Source organism: Nostoc sp., assembly GCF_036918015.1.
GTDB lineage: Bacteria > Cyanobacteriota > Cyanobacteriia > Cyanobacteriales > Nostocaceae > Nostoc.
Genome location: NZ_JBALEO010000060.1, coordinates 177,494 through 198,782 on the forward strand (window position 1 = coordinate 177,494; position 21,289 = coordinate 198,782).

Annotated in this window: 7 protein-coding genes and 1 pseudogene; 6 read left to right on the forward strand and 2 right to left on the reverse strand. The window is 41.2% G+C overall.

Annotation, left to right across the window (positions count from 1 at the left end; translation table 11 throughout):
* Window positions 1–118: 118 nt before the first annotated feature.
* Together devC and V7K61_RS14520 are read right to left on the reverse strand one after the other, a co-directional pair.
* Complete coding sequence (devC, locus tag V7K61_RS14515; RefSeq protein WP_335054015.1) at window positions 119–1,297, reverse strand: ABC transporter permease DevC; 1,179 nt, start codon at window positions 1,295–1,297, stop codon at window positions 119–121.
* Window positions 1,298–1,403: 106 nt separating this feature from the next.
* Window positions 1,404–2,612: an ABC exporter membrane fusion protein gene (locus tag V7K61_RS14520; protein WP_335054017.1), complete on the reverse strand. Its 1,209-nt coding sequence runs from the start codon at window positions 2,610–2,612 to the stop codon at window positions 1,404–1,406.
* A gap of 1,836 nt (window positions 2,613–4,448) precedes the next feature.
* Between V7K61_RS14520 and V7K61_RS14525 the strand changes: the two are divergent.
* The 6 genes and pseudogenes from V7K61_RS14525 to V7K61_RS14550 all read left to right on the forward strand — a co-directional run bounded on the left by V7K61_RS14525 (window position 4,449) and on the right by V7K61_RS14550 (window position 20,772).
* A pseudogene (locus V7K61_RS14525) lies at window positions 4,449–4,726 on the forward strand (hypothetical protein).
* A 224-nt stretch (window positions 4,727–4,950) separates the two neighbouring features.
* Entirely contained in the window at window positions 4,951–10,398 is a 5,448-nt protein-coding gene (locus V7K61_RS14530; RefSeq protein WP_335054019.1) for a beta-ketoacyl synthase N-terminal-like domain-containing protein, read from the forward strand.
* A gap of 255 nt (window positions 10,399–10,653) precedes the next feature.
* Entirely contained in the window at window positions 10,654–12,381 is a 1,728-nt protein-coding gene (locus tag V7K61_RS14535; RefSeq protein WP_335054023.1) for an SDR family NAD(P)-dependent oxidoreductase, read from the forward strand.
* Window positions 12,382–12,603: 222 nt separating this feature from the next.
* Window positions 12,604–17,352, forward strand: coding sequence for a PfaB family protein (locus tag V7K61_RS14540; RefSeq protein ID WP_335054025.1), 4,749 nt, complete (start codon window positions 12,604–12,606; stop codon window positions 17,350–17,352).
* A gap of 226 nt (window positions 17,353–17,578) precedes the next feature.
* Window positions 17,579–19,255, forward strand: a complete 1,677-nt coding sequence (locus V7K61_RS14545) for a PfaD family polyunsaturated fatty acid/polyketide biosynthesis protein (RefSeq protein WP_335054027.1) — start codon at window positions 17,579–17,581, stop codon at window positions 19,253–19,255.
* Between the two features lie 2 nt (window positions 19,256–19,257).
* Complete coding sequence (locus tag V7K61_RS14550; RefSeq protein WP_335054029.1) at window positions 19,258–20,772, forward strand: thioester reductase domain-containing protein; 1,515 nt, start codon at window positions 19,258–19,260, stop codon at window positions 20,770–20,772.
* Window positions 20,773–21,289 lie beyond the last annotated feature (517 nt).

Below are 21,289 nucleotides of genomic sequence, written 5' to 3' on the forward strand. Positions count from 1 at the left end.
GAAAAGTGCTAGTTTTGATGGTTTGTAGTAAGGACTTTAGTGCTTAGAAAACAAGGACTAAAGTCCTTACTACGAACTTGCTTGTCTTTAACAAGTTACTCCGAGCAAGTTATCTTGCTTAGAAAATATCTCCCGGATCTGCGGAGCGGAGTTTATTGATAGCAAGTGCTCCTGATGTTATACACATTAAAACTGTTGAAGTTAAGACAATAACTGCATTATTAGTGGTCATCATTATTGGTAGTTTAGTTGCTTCTGCTGCAAAACTATATAACAAGACAGAAGTAATAAATCCTGGAATATAACCTAAGATTGCCAAAATCAAAGCTTGCTGAAATACCACATTTAATAAATAGCTATTGGCATAACCTATGGCTTTTAAAGTGGCATAAGCAACGAACTGTGTAGCAATATTGCTGTAAAGAATTTGATAAACAATAACCACACCAACGACCGCAGCCATTGTCAACATCAAGTTAAGAATAAAACCAATGGGTGTTCTGACAGCCCAATATTTTTTTTCAAAATCAATGAAGCCTTGGCGGGTAAAAACTTGGACATCATTAGGCAAACTTGCTTGTAAATTTTTCAGTACTGTTTCTGCATTAGTACCAGGTTTGAGGGAAATCAAACCAATATCGATCATATCGGCCGGACGAGTATTGGGATTTATCCTCAAGAAAGTGGAGTCACTAACAAGTAAGTTTCCGTCTACACCAAAGGAAGGCCCTAATGTGAATAAGCCACCAATTCTGACTCTATAGCCAATTAATGAATTGAAGGGAAATATTTCAATTGTCTGTGCAGTTTCTCCCGCATTAAATTTTTCAGCTATTGGGCCAAACTCTGGGCGAGAACCCCGGTCAAAAAGCATGACATCGGGAGTTTTGAGTCTATCTAAATTTTTCTCAACTTCTGGGAGATTTATCACAGGTCTACCGGGATCGAAACCAATAACGTATATTGAATATTTCTCACCAGTTGCCGGATTTTTCAGTTTGGCAAATTGCAAATACATGGGGCTAACTGACTCTACGCCATCAAACCCCAAAGATTGATATAAACGAGTCCGCGAAAAACTTTGATTTGAGGTCAAGGATTTATATTGCGAACTAACTAAAAATAAATCTCCTTTGAGATTCTGATGAACTGCGGTTGCACTGGAATAGAGGGCATCTTGAAAACCAAGTTGCACAAACATTAGCAGCACAATAAAACCAATCCCGGCTACAGCTACTAATAAACGAACTTTTTGCTGGGCTAGCTGTAGCCATGCTAAAGGAATTTTCAAAATCATGGATTTATTTGTTATTTGTCATACCCTGCGGGAAGGCAAAGCGCCTATGTCATTGGTCATTGGTCATTGGTCATTTGTGAATGATTAATAACTAATGCCTAATAGACTAAATATGAATGGCAACATCCACTTGTAAATTGGTTAAACGGGCGACCTTTTCACTATCGGCGGGATTATCGATGGAGATTTTAACTTCCACTATTCTGCGGTCTGTATCTGAACCAGGGTTTAGGCTAAAGATGTTTTGTTTGTCAACTTGCCAACCAATCTCTTTCACAGTTCCTTTTAATGTTCCGGTAAATGCAGTGCTGTTAATGGTGGCTTTTTGTCCTACACGCACTTTTTGAACATCGGTTTGATACACCTCTGCAATCACATACATTTGAGATGTCTTACCTATTTCAGCAAATCCTCTGGTGGTACTAATTACTTCTCCGGTTTTGGCGTGAATTTTCAAAATTTTGCCATTTATGGGAGATTTGATGTAGCTTAAATCCAAGTCGGCTTTTGCTTGTTGAACAGAAGTTGTTGCACTATTGACTTCGGTTTGTGCAACTTGAACATCTACGCTACGCACTTCGCTAATACTGGTGAGTTGCGCTTGCGCTTGTTTGCGTTGTTCTTGGTATGTATCTTGAGTGCGCTTGAGGGTGGCTTGAGCTTCTGTTAGCTGCTGTTGTGTAGTCTTTAGTTGCAAAGCTTTGCTATCTGCTACAGAAGCCGCGATCGCACCTTGTCTATATAATTGCTGATAGCGATTATTCTCGGCTTGAGCGTTGTCTACTTCTGCCTGGATGCGGTTTATTGTCGCCTGTTGTGTCGCAACATCCCCTTTATATTGTGGCTCTAACCGGGCAATTACAGCCTTTTGAGCATCAACATCTCCGGTTTTACCTCCAGATTTCACCTGCGCTAATTTGGCTTTGGCAACTTGCAGTTGGTCTAAAGCCTGTTGTAATGCGGTTCTAGAACGACCATAATTTTCGAGATAGGCCAATAGTTGCCCTGCTTTAACCGTATCTCCTTCTTTTACCAACAGTCTGTCTACTCGTACCCCATTATTAGAAGTAGGAGCAGTCAAAGTAGTAACTTCGCCTTCTGGCTCCAAACGTCCCAAAGCTGTTACAGCAACTTTCGCAGGCGTGGCAGCTTTTGGAGGGTTGGCTGGCGCTGTCACAACTTTCGGTTTAGACCAATAGGGTGTCAAACTATAGAAAGCGATTAATCCAGCCGCTAAAGTCAGAGAAGCTGCTAAAATTAGTTGCGATCGGCCTACGGGTTTTGTGAATAATCGACTTTCTTTATTTACTGCCATATTTTCATTCCAATTCTGCTTTTTTAGAGAATATCCTGGTTATATTTAGTCGATTAGAATAGACTCATCCGCAAATTACCAAGAGGGCTTTTCCTCTAGGGTTTCTACCTTAAATTCCGTGGATGGATCTAAATTGGTTTTATATGAATTGTTGTACGCTTTTACCGCCCAAACTTAGTATTGTGGCGTGAAAATTAATGGCGTGTTACTTCAAAGCTTCCTAAGTTATATCCTATTTTGTCATCTAATCCCGTAGCGTAAAATACAATAGCGCTAGTCAGAAAACTGAACTTTTAAGAACAACGAAGCGCTAATAAAAATGAACTCAGAATTGGGATAAACTTGTCATTAATTATGGCGTAAAAATTAAATTTTGTCAACCAAATAACTTTGCATAAATCCTGATTCTCTCACGAAAATATTTCATCACAGTAAGATTAGATGCTGAAAAAGTTACTTGTCACTAATCCCTTGTATAGCAATTGAATACCAACAGATAGTTAGCTATTAAGCAGATTTGATATTACTAACAGATTATTATTAACAAGGTTGTGTACTATAAGACATTATTATTGCTTTTGATTCTACTAATTCAATGCATGAAGTGATACCTTTGGTGAGTTAACGGACGTTAAAAGGGCGGGTAAAAACTGCGTCTACACAGGCAAAACCCACACTTCTCTACGAGACGCTGCGCGTAGCTTGCTTCCCCGGAGGGGTACGACAAGTTCAGTGACCGCCTCCGTGAGTTTAAAACACCTAATTTTTCTTAGTCCGCGCAGGCGAATTACTCTGCGGGTTTGCTGTTGGAGGTTGTTTGAAAAGTGTTTCGCTGTGAATTTAGGTACTTTTCGATCCCCCCTAACCCCCCTTAAAAAGCTACCGTGTATACACAAGTTGAATTACCCCCCTTAATCCCCCCTTGTAAAGGGGGGAAACCGGAAAATCTTGTTCCCTCCCCTTTGCAAGGGGAGGGTTAGGGTGGGGTAAAACTGAGGCATAAACCAGGTGAGTAAACTACTTCAGACTTGTGTATACACCGTAGCCTTAAAAAGGGGGGAACCGGAATTAAAGTCCCCCTATTTAAGGGGGATTGAGAGGGGGATCTAAAACTTTTGATACTGACAAAAGGACTTTTAAAACATCCTCTTAGCGTTCTTGTAGAGTAGCCGCAAATTCTATTCGCCCTAGCTTTCTAACCGTCCTTTTAACTGATGCAATCATGATTATGTTTATCAAGTAACATACTAAAAATTAATATTTGCTTTATAAATAACCGCTTTGCTTTTTAACTTGACTTATATTGAAAAATAACCAAAAACTTTGATTAAATTATGATGTTTCTCTGAGAAAACATACTTCATCGCTATTCAATTTATCTATGTATTCATTGAATTGTGACTTATTAGACAACAGATTTCATTGTTAACTTAATTCAGGACAAACTTATGGCTAACTCGTAGACAACAAAATCTTTCACAAATTTATAGAGTTACAAATTATACTTTTCTGCTTAATTTTATTCAAATCAACATCAGTAATTGTGGATGTTTATTTATAAAATAACTTTAAAGAAATGATTTAGTTTCTGTAAAGTATGCTAATGTTTTTATTAATTCAATGCTTTAAAGTGGTTAGACAAACTAGTTATTCAATTGAAATTTTTAAATTAAAAATAACTAAAGATAACTGCTTTGTCATTACCTTGTAACCGTTTAATTACTTGTTCAAGTTACATAAATTCGGATTAAAGGTGGTGTCTTTTGTGTAACAAACTTGTCAACTTTCCTGGTTTAAATAGCATAAAATATATTATCCCGGACGTTGAAACTGGCTATGACATTGAACAAGATACAGAACGTTGTCATAAACAACAGTTATGTTGCTGTAGTTAGCCTAGATAATCAAATGCTTTTGGGTGAAAAAACGTTTCTGTTCTCTTAGCTACTCCTCAGTTCCCATCACTCCAGTAGGATACCATTACTCAAAATCTTTACCATTACAAATGGATTAAATTCACTGGTCAAGCAGCTATTACACTCCAAGACTATTTTACCAGTTTTAACAACGTCATTGACCTATTGCCACAATTTAAAGAGTCTAGCGTTGGATAACATTTTTGTGCGATGTCTACGACGGGCTACGCCTACGCAGTGTGCCAAAGTCGTCTGGAAACATCAGGATTTCCACTGGCAGTATGTGTCGTGTGGTGTCGATTTGGAAACAAGCATTTAGCGGAGATAGGATAGCTAACTGCTTACAAAACGAGAGTTTTTCATTATTTAGTAGGCAACAGAAATTACTGTAGCTACACAATTCACAGTACTAACTATGCCCTATGTCTGCTTATTCAATTGATACTGCCTTAGCGGAGTTAGAAAGCCTTGTCAATAATTGTGAACAGGCTGTGATTAAGTCTATCGAGGGAAAAAAAATGAAATCGGATAAATCAGTGTCAACCAATAAAATTAACAGACAATTACAACACAATCCTATCGCCATTGTTGGGATGGCTTCTCTATTGCCTAAAGCCAGAAATTTACGGGAATACTGGCAAAATATTGTAAACAAAATTGACTGTATTACTGATGTTCCTTCCACTCATTGGAGCGTCAAAGATTATTACGATCCAAATCCCAGAACTACTGAAGATAAAACCTATTGTAAAAGAGGCGGGTTTATTCCAGAGGTAGATTTCAACCCGATGGAATTCGGTATTCCGCCCAGCATTTTGGAAGTTACAGATGTATCGCAACTATTAAGCTTAGTGGTTGCGAAAGAGGCGATGGAAGATGCTGGTTATGGCGAAAAACGTGATTTTAACCGCGAGATGGTTGGGGTAATCTTAGGCGTGGCTATGGCCAAGCAATTAGGAATGCCACTTTCGGCGAGATTGGAATATCCTATTTGGGAAAAAGTTCTCAAAAGCAGTGGTTTATCTGACGAAGATACCCAAAAAATCGTTGATAAAATCAAAAGCGCCTATGTGAAATGGGATGAGAATGCTTTCCCTGGAATGTTAGCTAACGTAGTCGCGGGTAGAATTGCCAATCGCCTAAATTTTGGCGGGATGAATTGCGTAGTTGATGCCGCTTGCGCTAGTTCCTTTGGTGCTTTAAAAATGGCAATCAGCGAACTAGTTGAGCATCGTTCTGACATGATGCTGACTGGTGGCGTTGATACCGATAACACCATCATGGCTTACATCTCATTCAGCAAAACACCGGCTGTTACTCCCAGTGAAAATGTCAAACCTTTCGATGCTAAATCTGATGGGATGATGCTGGGTGAAGGTATTGGGATGATTGTCCTCAAACGGTTAGAAGATGCTGAACGGGACAACGATAAAATATATGCCGTAATTAAAGGTATTGGTACTTCCAGCGATGGGCGTTACAAGAGTATTTATGCTCCCCGCAAAGAAGGCCAAGTCAAAGCCTTAGAACGTGCTTATGAAGATGCCGGCTTCTCTCCCGCTACTGTTGGTTTGATGGAAGCACACGGCACCGGTACAATGGCTGGAGATCCGACAGAATTCGGTTCTTTAAAAGACTTTTTTGATGTGCATGATGACAAAAAGCAGCACATCGCTTTGGGTAGTGTAAAATCACAAATCGGACACACAAAAGCGGCTGCGGGTGCGGCGAGTTTGATTAAAACTGCTTTGGCTTTACATCACAAAGTATTACCGCCGACAATTAACATTACTGAGCCGAATCCCAAACTCAACATTAAAAATTCATCCTTTTATTTGAATACTGAAACCAGACCTTGGATTCGTCCAGAAGGCGAAGCGCCAAGACGCGCGGGTGTGAGTTCCTTTGGATTTGGTGGAACCAACTATCACGTTGTTTTGGAAGAATATGAAGCCGACCAAAACGCCGCTTACCGCTTACACAGTGGTGCTAGTGAAGTGTTGTTGTTTGCTCCTACAGTAGAGCAATTGTTGAGCAAATCTGAAGAGATTTTAGGTAAGTTGCGATCGCCTGAAGCACCTACACACTACGCACAATTAGTCAATGAGTGCAAATCACAACAAATTCCCCTTTCTGCTGCCAGATTTGGGTTTGTCGCTGAAAATATCGAAGAAGCTTGCAAGTTGCTGCAAACTAGCATTGACTGGCTGAAACTCAAAGGGTCAGCAGCATCTTGGGAGCATCCCCAAGGGATTTATTACCGTTCCTCTGGTATGGAGTTGGGCGGAAAAGTTGTCTCTCTATTTTCTGGACAAGGTTCGCAATACTTGGAGATGGGACGCGAACTGGTGATGAATTTTCCTTTGATGCGCCGTCTGCATGGTTATATGGATAGCCTGTTAATCAAAGATAATTTGCAGCCGTTGTCAGAAATCGTTTTCCCTCATCCTGTGTTTGGAGAGGCAGAAAAAAATGTCCAAATTGCTGCCTTGCAACGCACAGAATATGCTCAACCAGCCATCGGGGTGTTGAGTGCAGGGATGTACAGCATACTGCAACAAGCTGGATTTAAATCAGATTTTGTGGCGGGACATAGCTTTGGTGAATTAACCGCACTATGGGCTGCGGGGGTTTTGAGTACAGAAGATTACTTGTTCTTAGTGAAAGCTAGGGGTCAAGCAATGGCTGCACCCGAAGATCCGGATCATGATGCGGGAAGTATGCTGGCTGTCAAAGAAGACATCAGCAAAGTAGAAGCAGTGTTGAAGCAGTTTCCGCAAGTTGCGATCGCTAATCAAAATTCTCCAACTCAATTTGTCTTGGCTGGGCCTACCGCAGAAATAGCGAAAGTCAGAGAGATTTTACACGAGAAAGGATATACAGCTGTACTCTTACCTGTTTCCGCAGCGTTCCATACACCGCTAATCGCCTTTGCTCAAAAATCATTTGCGATCGCCACCAAGTCAGTCAAATTCCAAAGTCCGAAAATCCCTGTTTACAGCAACGTTACCAGTAAGCAGTATCCCAAAGAAGCCCAAAATATTCAAAAAATCCTGGAAACGCACCTTTCAAACTCAGTGCTGTTTAAACAGGAGATTGAAAATATCTATGCGGCGGGTGGTACTTGCTTCGTGGAATTTGGGCCGAGGAGAATTCTTAGCAATTTGGTGAAAGAGATTCTTGGCGATCGCCCACATATTACCGTATCTTTGAACCCTAGCACTCAAAAGAATAGCGATCGCTCTTTGCGAGAAGCAGTTGTGCAGTTGCGAGTGATTGGTTTGGCTTTGAATGACCTCGATCCTTACCAACTTCCCCAAACTATCCCCCCAATTGAGACGAAGAAGACATTAAATGTCCGTTTAAACGGCATCAACTACAGATCCGAAAAAACGAAAAATGCCTTCGCTCTTGCTTTGCAGGATGGGCATAAAGTCACATTACCCACTCCCGAATCTTCTGAAACTGTGGCTCCTTTGTTTAGCAGCCCCGGTGTAACTCCACCTGTAGCAGTGATAGAGACTAACGGACATAAAAAACTTACCCCAGTAATGAACGGTGTGACTGCTAATATCATCACCCAGCCAGAGCAACAGATGAATCCTGTTACCCTGTCACAACCAGTCCAGGAATCTAAGATGCAACCAACACCAGAAAAACTTACAAATTACGAACAACTTTTAGCAAGTTTAGAATATCTCCTGACACAGTTCCAGGAAAATCAAGCCGAGAATTTACAAGTTCACGGTACTTATCTCAACCATCAAATGGAATACGCTAAAGCGTTTTTCCAACTGATGCAGCAGCAGAATTCTTTGTTGAGTGAAAGTAAATCAACAGCCGAAACTGCCAAAATGAAGCTAGTTGTCATGGAAAGCTTAGAGCGTAGCATGATGCAGTTTCATTCCCAACAAGGTGAAACTCTACGCATCCATGAGCAATATCTCCAAGAGCAGTTGGAATATACTAAGAGCTTTTTCCAACTCATCCAGCAAGAATATTCTCTAATCATCTCAGGTGACGGAGCAACTCAACTAACAGAGAAACTCAGCAATTTCACTCCGTTCACCACAGAAACAACTGTTACTGACGCACCCGTACCTGCTACTACCAAGATAGTAGAAAGCCAGCCTTTGCCTGTAACTGAGCCTGTAGCTAAAAACGGCTCAACTGTTATCCAAGAACCTCTCCCACCTGTTGTAGAGCCTGTAGTTGCAACTTCTGTATCCACTACTTCTAAGAAGGATGAAAATTCCTCTTCTTTGCTCCCCAATCTCTTCTCTCCACTCCCTACTTTTGAGACAGTGGAGCCTGTAGCGGCATCACCTGTTCCTCCAGTAGTAGAACCTCAAGCCGAGGTTGTAGTCAAAATTAGCTCACCTCCAGCCAACGAAGTTGTTGCCTTTATCCCAGAACCAGCACCCACAACTGCTGCACCTGTATCTGGCGCAACCATCGATATTGTTGACTTGGATAAAAACCTCTTAGCCATCACCAGCGATAAGACCGGCTACCCAGTCGAGATGCTGGAAATGGACATGGACATGGAGGCTGATTTAGGAATTGACTCTATCAAACGGGTGGAAATCTTGGGGGCGCTACAAGAAATGTACCCCAACTTACCCAAGCCCAATTTAGAAGAACTGTCAGAAAAACGCACCATCGGCCAAGTTGTAGAGTATCTGCAATCTCACGCTTCCAAAAGTATTACTGTAGAAATTGCAGTTCACGAAGTACAACAAGCAACTGAGATTCCAGTAGAGGCTGCACCAGTAGTTGAGGTAGTCATTGCACCGGAACCAAGCGTAGTTGTCGCATTCACTCCAGAACCAGAAGCCGCTACAAGTGATGAATTTGCAAACTTAGGTGAAACCCTGTTAGCCATCACCAGCGATAAAACTGGTTATCCAGTCGAGATGCTGGAACTGGAAATGGACATGGAAGCTGATTTAGGGATTGACTCGATTAAACGGGTAGAAATCTTAGGGGCGATGCAAGAAATGTACCCCAACTTACCCAAGCCAAATATCGAAGAACTCGGCGATCTCCGCACCATCGGTCAAATAGTTGATTACCTACAGCAGTTGGCTGGAGGTGAAAAAAAAAAGTCTGAACCTGAGTTTGTCCAACAGCAGCCACCCCAATTAGAGCATAATATCCAGCGCCATCTCGTCAAACTCAGAAGTCTACCACAGCCCGATTACTTGGATTTCACGTTACCAGAGGGACACATCGGTTTAATTACCGATGATGGTTCCCTCACCACTTATAAATTAACTGAATCCCTAATCGAGAAAGGCTGGAAAGTAGTAGTTATCAGCTTTCCCCAATCGCTCATCGCCCAACAAGCGCCCTTACCCACAGGAGTAACCCGCGTCACCTTAGCAAACTTGAGTGAAGAACATCTCCAACAACAATTGCAAGCGATCGCATCTCACTGCGGAACGATTGGGGCTTTCATCCACTTACATCCGATGTTTGTAGGAAATCACACCGGAAGTATTTCTTATAACGAATCAGAAAAGGCGATCGTCAAGCACGTATTTTTGATGGCGAAACACCTCAAGCCCTCTCTAAACGAAGCTGCAAAGCATGGACGTAGTTGTTTCTGCACAGTAGCTCATCTCGATGGAGCCTTTGGGTTAGAGTACAAAGTTAACTTCGGTGCGATCGGCGCTGGTTTATTTGGATTAACCAAAACTCTGAGATGGGAATGGCCCAAAGTTTTCACTCGTGCGATCGACCTAAGCCCCAGACTCGATGCCAAACAGTCAGTACAAAATATCATCGCCGAACTTCACGATCCCAACCTTTATATAAGTGAAGTTGGGTATGGTTCACAAGGACGAGTCACTATTATCGCCGATTAATTAGTTCTTTGATATAGCAGTCTTATTTGAGTTGTGAAAATTCCTGTTTTTAACGAACCGCAAAGGACGCAAAGAGCGCGAAGAAAAGAAATAAACAGAGAATTTCACAAACTTTTAAGACTGCTACTAGTATATTTTTCCTTTCTTGCTACTAGAAGAATATTGCTTATCTCTCTTACTTTGCGTCCTTTGCGCCCTTCCCTTTGCGGTTCGTATATCAAAAAACCCAATTTATGCAGGTATTCACGAGGATTTATGACACAAACAGCCCAGCTTAGTCCATCATCTGTCTTTGTCGTGAGCGGCGGTGCAAAAGGGATTACGGCTGAGTGTACTATCAGATTAGCCCAACAGCAACCCTGTAAATTCATCCTCCTCGGTCGCTCCGAACTATTAGAAACCGAACCAGATTATGCTCAAAATTCCGATGACTCCGCATTGAAAAAATGCATCATGGAAAATCTTCTTTCTCAAGGAGAGAAGCCCACACCCATGAATGTGCAAAAAATATATAACAAAATAACCTCCAGCCGCGAAATTAAAAAGACTCTAGCAGCAATTGAAAAAACCGGAGCTAAAGCAGAATATATCAGCGTCGATGTCACAGATACGCCAGCTTTGCAAGAAAAACTTGCCACTGCTGTACAACATCTCGGCCCAATTACTGGAATCATTCACGGCGCGGGAAACTTAGCTGATAAGTTAATTGAAAAGAAAACAGAAGAGGATTTTGAAAAAGTTTACACCGCCAAAGTTCAAGGTTTAGAAAACCTGCTAACTTGCGTTAACCCTAATCAACTTCAGCATTTAGTTTTGTTTTCTTCAGTCACAGGCTTTTACGGAAATCCTGGACAATCTGATTATGCGATCGCAAATGAAATTCTGAACAAATCAGCCCATATATTTAAGCAAACTTATCCCTCATGTCACGTAGTCGCTATCAACTGGGGCGCTTGGGATAGTGGGATGGTGACAGCAGAATTAAAGAAGATTTTTCAAGAGCGAAAAATTGAAATAATTCCCATTGCAGTCGGCGCACAAATGCTTGTTAAAGAAATGGATAATACCAATCATGCAACCGCACAAGTTGTTATTGGTAGCCCACTCGTTCCGATGGCAGCGGAGTTAGATTCAGAACTGCGAACTTATCGTATCCGTCGCCAAATGACATTAGAGGCTAATCCATTTTTACACGATCATACTATTGCTGGTTCTCCAGTTTTACCAGCAACTTGTGCAATGACTTGGATTATTAATGCTTCTGAACAATTATATCCAGGTTACAGATTGTTCAATTACCAAGATTTTAAAGTTTTGAAAGGAATTACTTTCAATGAAACATTAGCGAAAGAACATATTTTAGAAATTGAAGAAATTTCCAAGGTTAATCTTGAAAGTATCGAACTTAAAGCCAAAATTTCGAGTAAAAACCCAGAAGGCAGAATCCATTTTCATTTTAGCGCTCAACTCAATCTCCAGCGAGAAATTCCAGTTGCACCCACTTATGAATCTCTCAATCTCCAAGAAGATAATATTATCACCGCTACAGGAAAAGCATTTTACCAAAATGGTGGGGCTACATTATTTCACGGCCCCGGTTTTCAAGAAGTTAAGAGAGTTTTAAACATCAGTCCTGAAAAAATCACAACAGAATGTCTGTGGCCAGAACTCACCCTACAGCAACAAGGACAATTCCCTGTTCAATGGGTAAATCCTTATACAACAGACTTGAGTATGCACGCCTTATGGATTTGGACACAACACTTTCATGAAGAAGGTTGTTTACCTGGAAAAGTAGAAAAATTTGAACAGTTTGAAGCGATACCACATAACGAAACATTTTATGTTTCTTGTGAAGTACTAGCTAAGACACCAAGTAGTGCGATCGCAAACTTCATCATACACGATCGCCAAGGTAAAATTTATTCACGAATGCTCGGCGCTCATGCCATTATCTGGTCAATGAAAATGCTTAGAAGCTAATAATCTTCTTTTACCACTCAACACCTATAGCATTCCTAAAATCCCTGTGAAATTCTTTCTCTTCTTTGCGTCCTTCGCGCCCTTTGCGGTTCGTTAAAAAGAGTATTTATCACAACTCAAATAGGATTGCTATAACTTGCCTCGTTCAAAGTTTGGGGAACAGCGTAAATCCTGCCTTTTAATTATCTCTTGCTAAATACCCAAACTCGGAGCATATAAATCGTGGAAAAAATAGCCATCATCGCATTATCATGCCTATTCCCCGATGCTAAAAATCCTGAAGAATACTGGCAAAACATCGTTAATCAAAAAGATTCGACATCCTCTGCAACCGTCGAAGAAATCGGAGTAGATCCGACAATCTTTCATAATCCAGTTAAAGGTACACCAGACAAAACTTATTCCCTCAAAGGCGGTTACATCCGCAACTTCCAGTTTAATCCATCTGAATACAATCTACCACCAGAATTTGTTGCTGGTTTAGATAACACCTTCAAATGGTCATTGTATGCAGCTAAACAAGCAATTGTACAGAGTGGTTATTGGGGTAATCAAACTGTTCTAGCAAAATGTGGCGTAATTTTAGGTAATTTGTCATTCCCGACAAAATTATCTAATCAATTATTCTCTCCAATTTACCAGCAAGCTATTAATCCTGCTGTCAGAGAACTTTTGCAGGATGAAGACTTTAATTTAGCTGTACCAAGTGCAACCAAAGCATCTTTATACAATGCGATGATATCTGGTTTACCAGCATCTATCGTAGCTCAAGCACTATCTCTATCTCAGATTAATTTATGTCTGGATGCTGCTTGTTCTTCCTCATTTTATGCGATTAAACTAGCATCTCATTACTTATGGTCACACAAAGCTGATGTCATGTTAGCTGGAGCCATCAGTTGTGCAGATTCCCTGTTCGTGCGGATGTTGTTTTCCGGTGTTCAAGGGTATGCAGAAAATGGCATTAGCCGCCCCTTAGATAAATCCTCTAGAGGGCTAATCCCCGCCGATGGTGTTGGGATGGTGATGCTGAAGAGATATTCTGATGCCGTCAGAGATGGTGATAATATTCTCGCCACTATCTGTGGTAATGGACTCTCGAATGATGGCAAAGGTAAGCACTTACTCAGCCCTAATCCTAAAGGACAAACTTTAGCTTTTGAACGAGCCTACAATGAGGCAAATTTTAGTCCAAAAAGCATCGATTATCTAGAGTGTCACGCCACTGGCACATTGCTAGGAGATACAACCGAATTCAACTCTATCGAAACATTCTTTGGTCAACACCAAGCTGCGCCTCTAGTGGGTTCTGCTAAGGCAAATACTGGTCACTTGCTAACTGCTGCTGGCATGGTTGGCTTGACTAAAGTGATTTTGAGTATGTCTCATGGTGTAATTCCAGCAACCATGAATGTTTCGGAACCTTTAACTTCAGAGAAAGGTACAATTTCTGCCGACAAAATTGTTAGAACAGCTACAGCATGGCCTAATAATAACGCACCAATTAAACGGGCAGCTATTAGCGCTTTTGGTTTTGGCGGTACTAATTCTCATCTGATTTTAGAACAAGGAAATACAACACAATCAGTTGAATCAACCCCACCTGTTCCACCTACCAAAATTGCCATTGTCGGCATGGATGCCTTTTTTGGTAACTGCAATGGTTTAGATGCTTTTGAACGCAGTATTTATGATGGAACACAGCATTTTACTTCCTTACCGCCTCAAAGATGGCATGGGATAGAAAATCAAGAGAATGTCCTGAAAGAGTACGGTTTAGCAGACGGGAAAGCACCATTAGGGGCATATATCAAGGATTTTGAAATCGATACTTTATCGTGCAAAATCCCACCGAATGAAATAGAGAAGTTAAACCCACAACAATTGTTGCTTCTGAAAGTTAGCGATCGCGCCGTCAAAGATGCGAAACTACAGGAGGGTGGCAATGTCGCAGTGATTGTCGCCGCCGAGACAGAATTCTCTGTGCATCAGCTACAGCAAAGATGGAATCTATCTTGGCAAGTTAAGGACGGCTTACTCAACCAAGGAATTTCTCTACCTGCTGAACAGCTTTCCCAACTGGAAACCATTGTCAAAGATAGCATTCACCAACCAGTAGAAATCGGCGAATATGTAAGTCACATCGCCAACATCATGGCGAGTCGGATTTCTGCTTTGTGGAATTTCACTGGTCCTGCATTCACCGTCAGCGCTGGCGAGAATTCTGCCCTCAAAGCCTTGGAAATTGCCCAAATGCTACTCGCTACTGGAGAAGTAGACGCGGTGGTTGTGGGTGCGGTAGATTTAGCCGGTGGTGTGGAAAATGTCTTATTCCGCAGCCAATTTGCCCCAATTAATACGGGTGTCAACACGTTGGGTTATGACCAACAAGCTAATGGCTGGACGGTTGGCGAAGGTGCGGGTGCTGTCGTCCTCAAGCGCTACGAAGCTGCTAAGGAAGATAACGAACGCATCTATGCAGTAATTGATGCCATGAGTTTCGCACAAGGTAATTCTACTTTGAGTGACGCTCTGGTAAAACCTGATGCTTCAGCTATCAGTGATGTCTGCAAACAAGCTTTCGAGATGGCAGAGATTCAACCTACGGAGGTTAACTATGTGGAAGTCTTTGGTAGTGGCGTTCCCCAGGAAGATGAAGCGGAAATCACAGGTTTACTGCAAGCTTATCCGAAAGTGGGCAATGGTTTGCATTGTGCATTAGGCAGCGTCAAAGCCAATATCGGCCACACCTATACAGCATCGGGAATTGCTAGCTTAATCAAAACCGCTCTCTGTCTTTATTACAGGTATATTCCCGCCACACCAAAATGGTCTGGTGTCAAAACACCGCAAGTATGGGAAGGTAGTCCCTTCTATGTGGCAATGGAATCAAGACCTTGGTTTGTCGATAAAGGCGGCACACGTAGAATAGCAGCAATTAATAGCATGGGTATAGATGGCAGTTACGCCCATTTAATCTTATCGGAAGAACCCAGCCAAGAGGAGCGCGACAACAGATATTTGCAACAAATGCCTTTTCATCTGTTTCCTATCGCAGTTAGCGATCGCACCACCATCTCTGATCTTCTCAACAATCTCCAAAATACCATAGAAGCGAGTTCTTCTTTATCAGCTACCGCCAGCGAGACATTTGCTAAGTTTGAACAGCATTCTAATCCAAAATACGTCTTATCAATCACAGGACGTAACACAAAAGATTTACTCAAAGAAATTGAATCTGCCCGCAAAGGTGTAAATAATGCTTTTGAAAACGGTACAGATTGGCAAACACCACTAGGAAGTTATTTTACAGCAAAACCATTGGGTAAAACTGGAGCAGTTGCTTACGTTTACCCCGCAGCAGTCAATTCTTATATTGGCATTGGTAGGACTGTTTTTCGCTTATTTCCTAAAGTCTTCGAGGACTTAAAAAGTAACAATCTCTACAATCGGGCTGCCGATGTTGAAAAGCTGGTTTATCCCAGAAGCTTGCCTAAATTGACAACCAGACAACTAGAAACTCTCGAAAAGCAATTGTTAGATGATTCCCTGGCAATGTTTGAAAGTGAAATTGCCTTTGCTAGATACATGACGGCAATTTTTCGAGATGATTTCCAAGTCAAGCCACAATCTGTATTTGGGTATAGTTTGGGTGAAACTAGTATGATGGTTGCCCAAGGAGTTTGGAGTGATTTTGAGGGCGGAAGCAACACCTTAAACTCATCACCTCTATTTGGCGATAAGTTATCTGGGCCAAAAAATGCTGTGCGCGAATATTGGGGATTAACCGATTCACCAAACAACAATTTTTGGAATACCTATGTTCTCATGGCTACTCCATCGCAAGTTAGAGAATGCCTGAAACATGAGAATCGTGTCTACTTAACTCAAATCAACACACCAGAAGAAGTATTAATTGCTGGTGATGATGCCGCCTGTAAGCGAGTGATTGAAACACTAGGTTGCAACGCCTTCCCCGCGCCCTTCGACCATGTGATACATTGTGAAGCGATGCGATCGCAGTACGAGGAAATCAAGAAGGTAAACACCTTACCATCACAAAATCTGCCCGGTATTGTTTTTTATTCTGCCGCCGATTATCAACCAATTACACTTGATAGCGATACCATTGCCCACAACATCGCCAAAGGATTGTGCCAAGAACTTGATTTTCCGCAATTAGTTAATCGTGTCTACGGTGATGGAGTCAAAATATTTTTAGAAGCAGGCGCAGGTAATGTCTGTTCCCGATGGATTGATAAAATTCTCGGCAACCAAGAACATATCACAGTCTCTCTGAATCGTAGAGGGATGGATGACCATGCTGCAATGGTCAAAGCATTAGCAAAACTACTCAGTCATCAGGTGAATGTGAATTTATCACCGTTGTACAACAAAGCCCAAGAAAGTGCTAATTCAAACAAAGCAACATTGAGAACAGTTACCTTGGGTGGGAAAGCGATCGCTGCTACAATTTTGAGCGAAGAAAATCGCAAACTTGTTGAAAATTTGGTTGAGGATATTAAGTGCGATCGCTTTAAAATACAGCATCCAGATATACCTAATATCCAACAATCTGAAATCACAGATTTTCTTAACACTTCCAACCAGATAACCCAACAAGAAAGTCATTCCCCTAACATCTTGCCTCAGCCAGAAGAAGTAAAACTGAAAAATATCATTGATAACGTTTTTGAACCGAGAGAACAATTACAATCTTCTGAGTCAAGCGCAATTAGACAGCCAATTCCTCTTTCTTTCCCACCCGTCAGAACTCAAAAAATTAGTAGCATCATCAGCATGTTCGATTTAAATAAGACCCAGTATCAAAAGCTCAATGCTAATAATTCAAAGATAACTAAAGCACACACAGCCTTCTTACAAGCTAGACAAGATTACAGTCAGCAAATGAGCGAAATAATTCAATTGCAACTAGCTTGCGCTCAAAACCTGCTTAACGAAGAATCTTAATATCTCATACCAATTCTCTCTAAACCTTCTCTTCCTTAGCGCCCTTTGCGTCCTTTGCGGTTCGTTTAAAAATTATTACGTGCATCTCCCAGAGAATTGGTATTACTCTCTTACTCTGTGCCCTCTGCGCCTCTGCGGTAGCCTGCGGCAAGCCGAAGCGTCTACGTTAACAGAGTCCACACCCTTCATATCATCCATTGTTTGTATAATCCGAGGGATAACTACCGTGACAACCGTAGATACGGTACTAAGTAAACATGATAATGGTCTTAACTTCTCCACTTGGTCGCATAACAAAAACCAAGTTTGGAAAGGTTCTTTAGAAACTGTATCTTTTGAGAAACAAACCATCAAAGATAAATTGATGGTGTTAAATAAACCCTGCTACATCGTGAAAGTTGCCGGAAAAATCGGTGTCACTAACGAGGGTTATTTATCCCCTGGTGATAATGGCACAACAGCACAAGTAGAACTGCTAACCTTTGCAGCACCAATCCGCATTCAACAATTTGGAGATCCGAATTTTCTCTCCTCTTATGGAGTAAAATATGCCTACGTTACCGGCGCAATGGCTGGTGGAATTGCTTCCGAAGAAATGGTCATTGCACTCGGAAAAGAGCAAATTTTGAGTTCCTTTGGTGCAGGTGGTTTAACTCCAGAACGTTTGGAAGCAGCTATCAATCGCATTCAACAAGCCTTACCTCAAGGGCCTTATGCATTTAATTTAATTCACAGCCCGAATGAACCAGCGAATGAACGCCGGGCTGTGGATTTATACCTCAAATATCAAGTAAGAACAGTAGAAGCCTCTGCATTTCTCGACTTGACCCCCAACATTGTTTATTACCGTGTTGCTGGATTGGCGTTGAATAGCGCCAATCAAATTGAAATCAAAAATAAAATCATTGCCAAAATTTCTCGCCGAGAAGTTGCTACTAAATTTCTGCAACCAGCACCAGCCAGAATACTCAAAGAACTTCTTGAACAAGGGTTAATTACTGAGTTACAAGCAACCCTTGCAGCCAAAGTTCCGATGGCTGATGATATTACCGTCGAGGCTGATTCTGGAGGTCATACAGATAACCGTCCTCTGGTTTGTGTGTTACCTTCTATTATTGCCTTGCGGGATGAAATTCAAGCACAATATCATTACCAAACACCCATTAGAATCGGCGTTGCAGGGGGAATTGGTACACCACAATCAGCATTAGCAGCTTTCATGATGGGTGCTGCTTATATAATGACTGGTTCCATTAATCAATCATGCATTGAATCTGGGGCTTGTGAACATACCAAAAAGTTATTAGCCCAAGCAGAAATGGCTGATATGATAATGGCCCCAGCAGCCGATATGTTTGAAATGGGAGTCAAATTGCAAGTTCTCAAACGGGGTACAATGTTCCCCATGCGAGCGCAGAAATTATTTGAACTCTATCGCGCTTATGATTCCATTGAAAGCATCCCCCTTGCAGAAAGAGAGAAATTAGAAAAACAAGTTTTTCGCAAAACTATTGCTGAAGTATGGGAAGGAACTGCGGCTTATTTGTCCCAAAAGAATCCTGAGAAACTTGGGAAAGCAGTCAATAATCCTAAACTGAAAATGGCGTTGATTTTCCGCTGGTATCTAGGATTATCTTCTCGCTGGTCTAGTTCTGGTGAAAAAGGTAGAGAAGTCGATTATCAAATTTGGTGTGGCCCGGCAATGGGCGGTTTCAATGACTGGGTACGCGGTTCTTACCTGTCTGAACCAAATAATCGTGGTGTAGTTGATGTTGCTAATCAAATTATGACTGGTGCAGCCTTTTTGTACCGCGTCCAAAATTTGAAAATTCAAGGGCTGCAAGCTTCCGATTATTACAGTCAATATCACCCTGTTCGTTCTACATCATTGTTGGAGATTTAAAAATGACTATAAAACAGTCTTTCACAGCAGACGATATTCAAGTATTTTTGGTATCTAACTTAGCTAAGTTGTTAGGAGTCGCAACTGATGAAATCGATGTCACAGAACATTTAGAAAACTATGGTTTGGATTCAGCCCAAGCAATGATTCTCGTAAGTAACTTAGAAAAGTTGCTAGGATTTCAACCATCTCCGCTGCTTCTGTGGCATTACCCAAATATTGAGGCTCTTTCACAGCGTTTAGCTGAAGAAGTGCAAGATGGTTCGCCAGTTCAAGATACAAAGGTAGTAGCCTCTAATGCCAATACTGCACCCTCTGTTCTAAATTTAGGTGCTGAGGCTGTTCTTGATCCTACCATCCATCCCGGTGCTGCATCTAATGTGCTTGTGGGTGAACCCAAGAACATCTTTTTAACTGGAGGAACGGGCTTTTTAGGAGCTTTTATCATCCGGGAATTGCTACAAGAAACTAATGCGGATATCTATTGCTTAGTGCGTGCTGCTAATGCTGAAGAAGGCAAAAGCAAACTCCAAAAAAATCTAGAGCAGTATGCAATTTGGCAGGAAGAATTTAACTCCAGAATTATTCCGATTATCGGCGATTTATCTCAGCCTTTGTTAGGTATTGGTTCGGAACAGTTTCAAATTTTAGCTGCCAATATTGATACCATCTATCATAGTGCTGCTTTGTTGAATTATGTTTTTCCATATTCAGCACTGAAGGCAGCCAATGTTTTAGGAACACAGGAAGTTTTGAGATTAGCTTGTCAAATTAAAGTCAAGCCTGTACATTACGTTTCTAGTGTTGCTGTTTTTGAATCCACCGCTTATGCTGGTAAGGTTGTCAAAGAACAGGATGAATTTAATCATTGGGAAGGCATTTATCTTGGTTACTCACAAACAAAATGGGTAGCTGAAAAGTTAGTCAAAATTGCTCGTGACCGGGGACTTCCTGTAACTATTCATAGACCACCACTGATTTCCGGTGATAGCAAAACAGGCATTTGTAACACACATGACTTTATCAATCTGATGACTAAGGGCTGTCTACAAATGGGATATTTCCCTGATGTAGATTATATGTTGGATATGTCACCTGTTGACTATGTAAGTAAAGCGATCGTTTATCTATCACGGCAAAAAGAATCCATAGGTAAAGCTTTCAATTTACAACATCCCCAACCTGCTGCTTTGAAAATGCTAGTTGAGTGGATACGCTCTTTTGGTTATTCAGTTGAGATGATTCCTTACGAAAAATGGCAATCAGAGTTAATCAATAATGTGACTTCTGCTGACAATCCTTTGTACACTCTGCGACCATTTTTGCTGGAACGTTGGTCTGATGAACAACTGACTATTCCTGATTTGTATTTACAAGCTAGAAGACCCCATATTAGCTGCCAAGATACTCTCCATGCACTAGCAGGTAGTTCTATTGCTTGTCCTCCCATTGATTCTCAATTGTTTATGACTTATACCGCCTACTTGATTCAAAGCGGTTTCTTAAATATCGCTTAGTAATTCACAACTTAGGTAGGATATGTTAGGAATGTAACGCACCATCCTCGATACTTTTGGTGCGTTACGAACCTAAAAAATAAGTTTATTTAGTCCAAGCTTTTAAAACTCAGTACTACTGAACAGCCAATATTTCAGATGCCAGCAACAACTCATGCATTAACAGCGGCAATATAATTGCCCTGTTTTTTTATGCTCAATCATGTAAATTTTTAGTATTCACCCCTTGACAGAAACAATTGAGGATAGAATGGTTAATGTCGGGCATAAAAGTTTTATTTTACCCGCTGGCTTTTGTGAGCGATCAAAAGCCAAATGCTAGTAGTCTGAAATAACCGAACTTATTTAATGCCCAACTTTTTCGATGCATAAGTCCTAAATTTGCGTTTGGACTGCTACATCTATTCAATGCACCAAACAAGCATTTGAAAGGGTAATAACTCAAGATATTTCTTGTAGGTTGAGATATTACGCGTACTTAATTGTAGAGCGAGAATCACTGTAAATGCAACGCAGC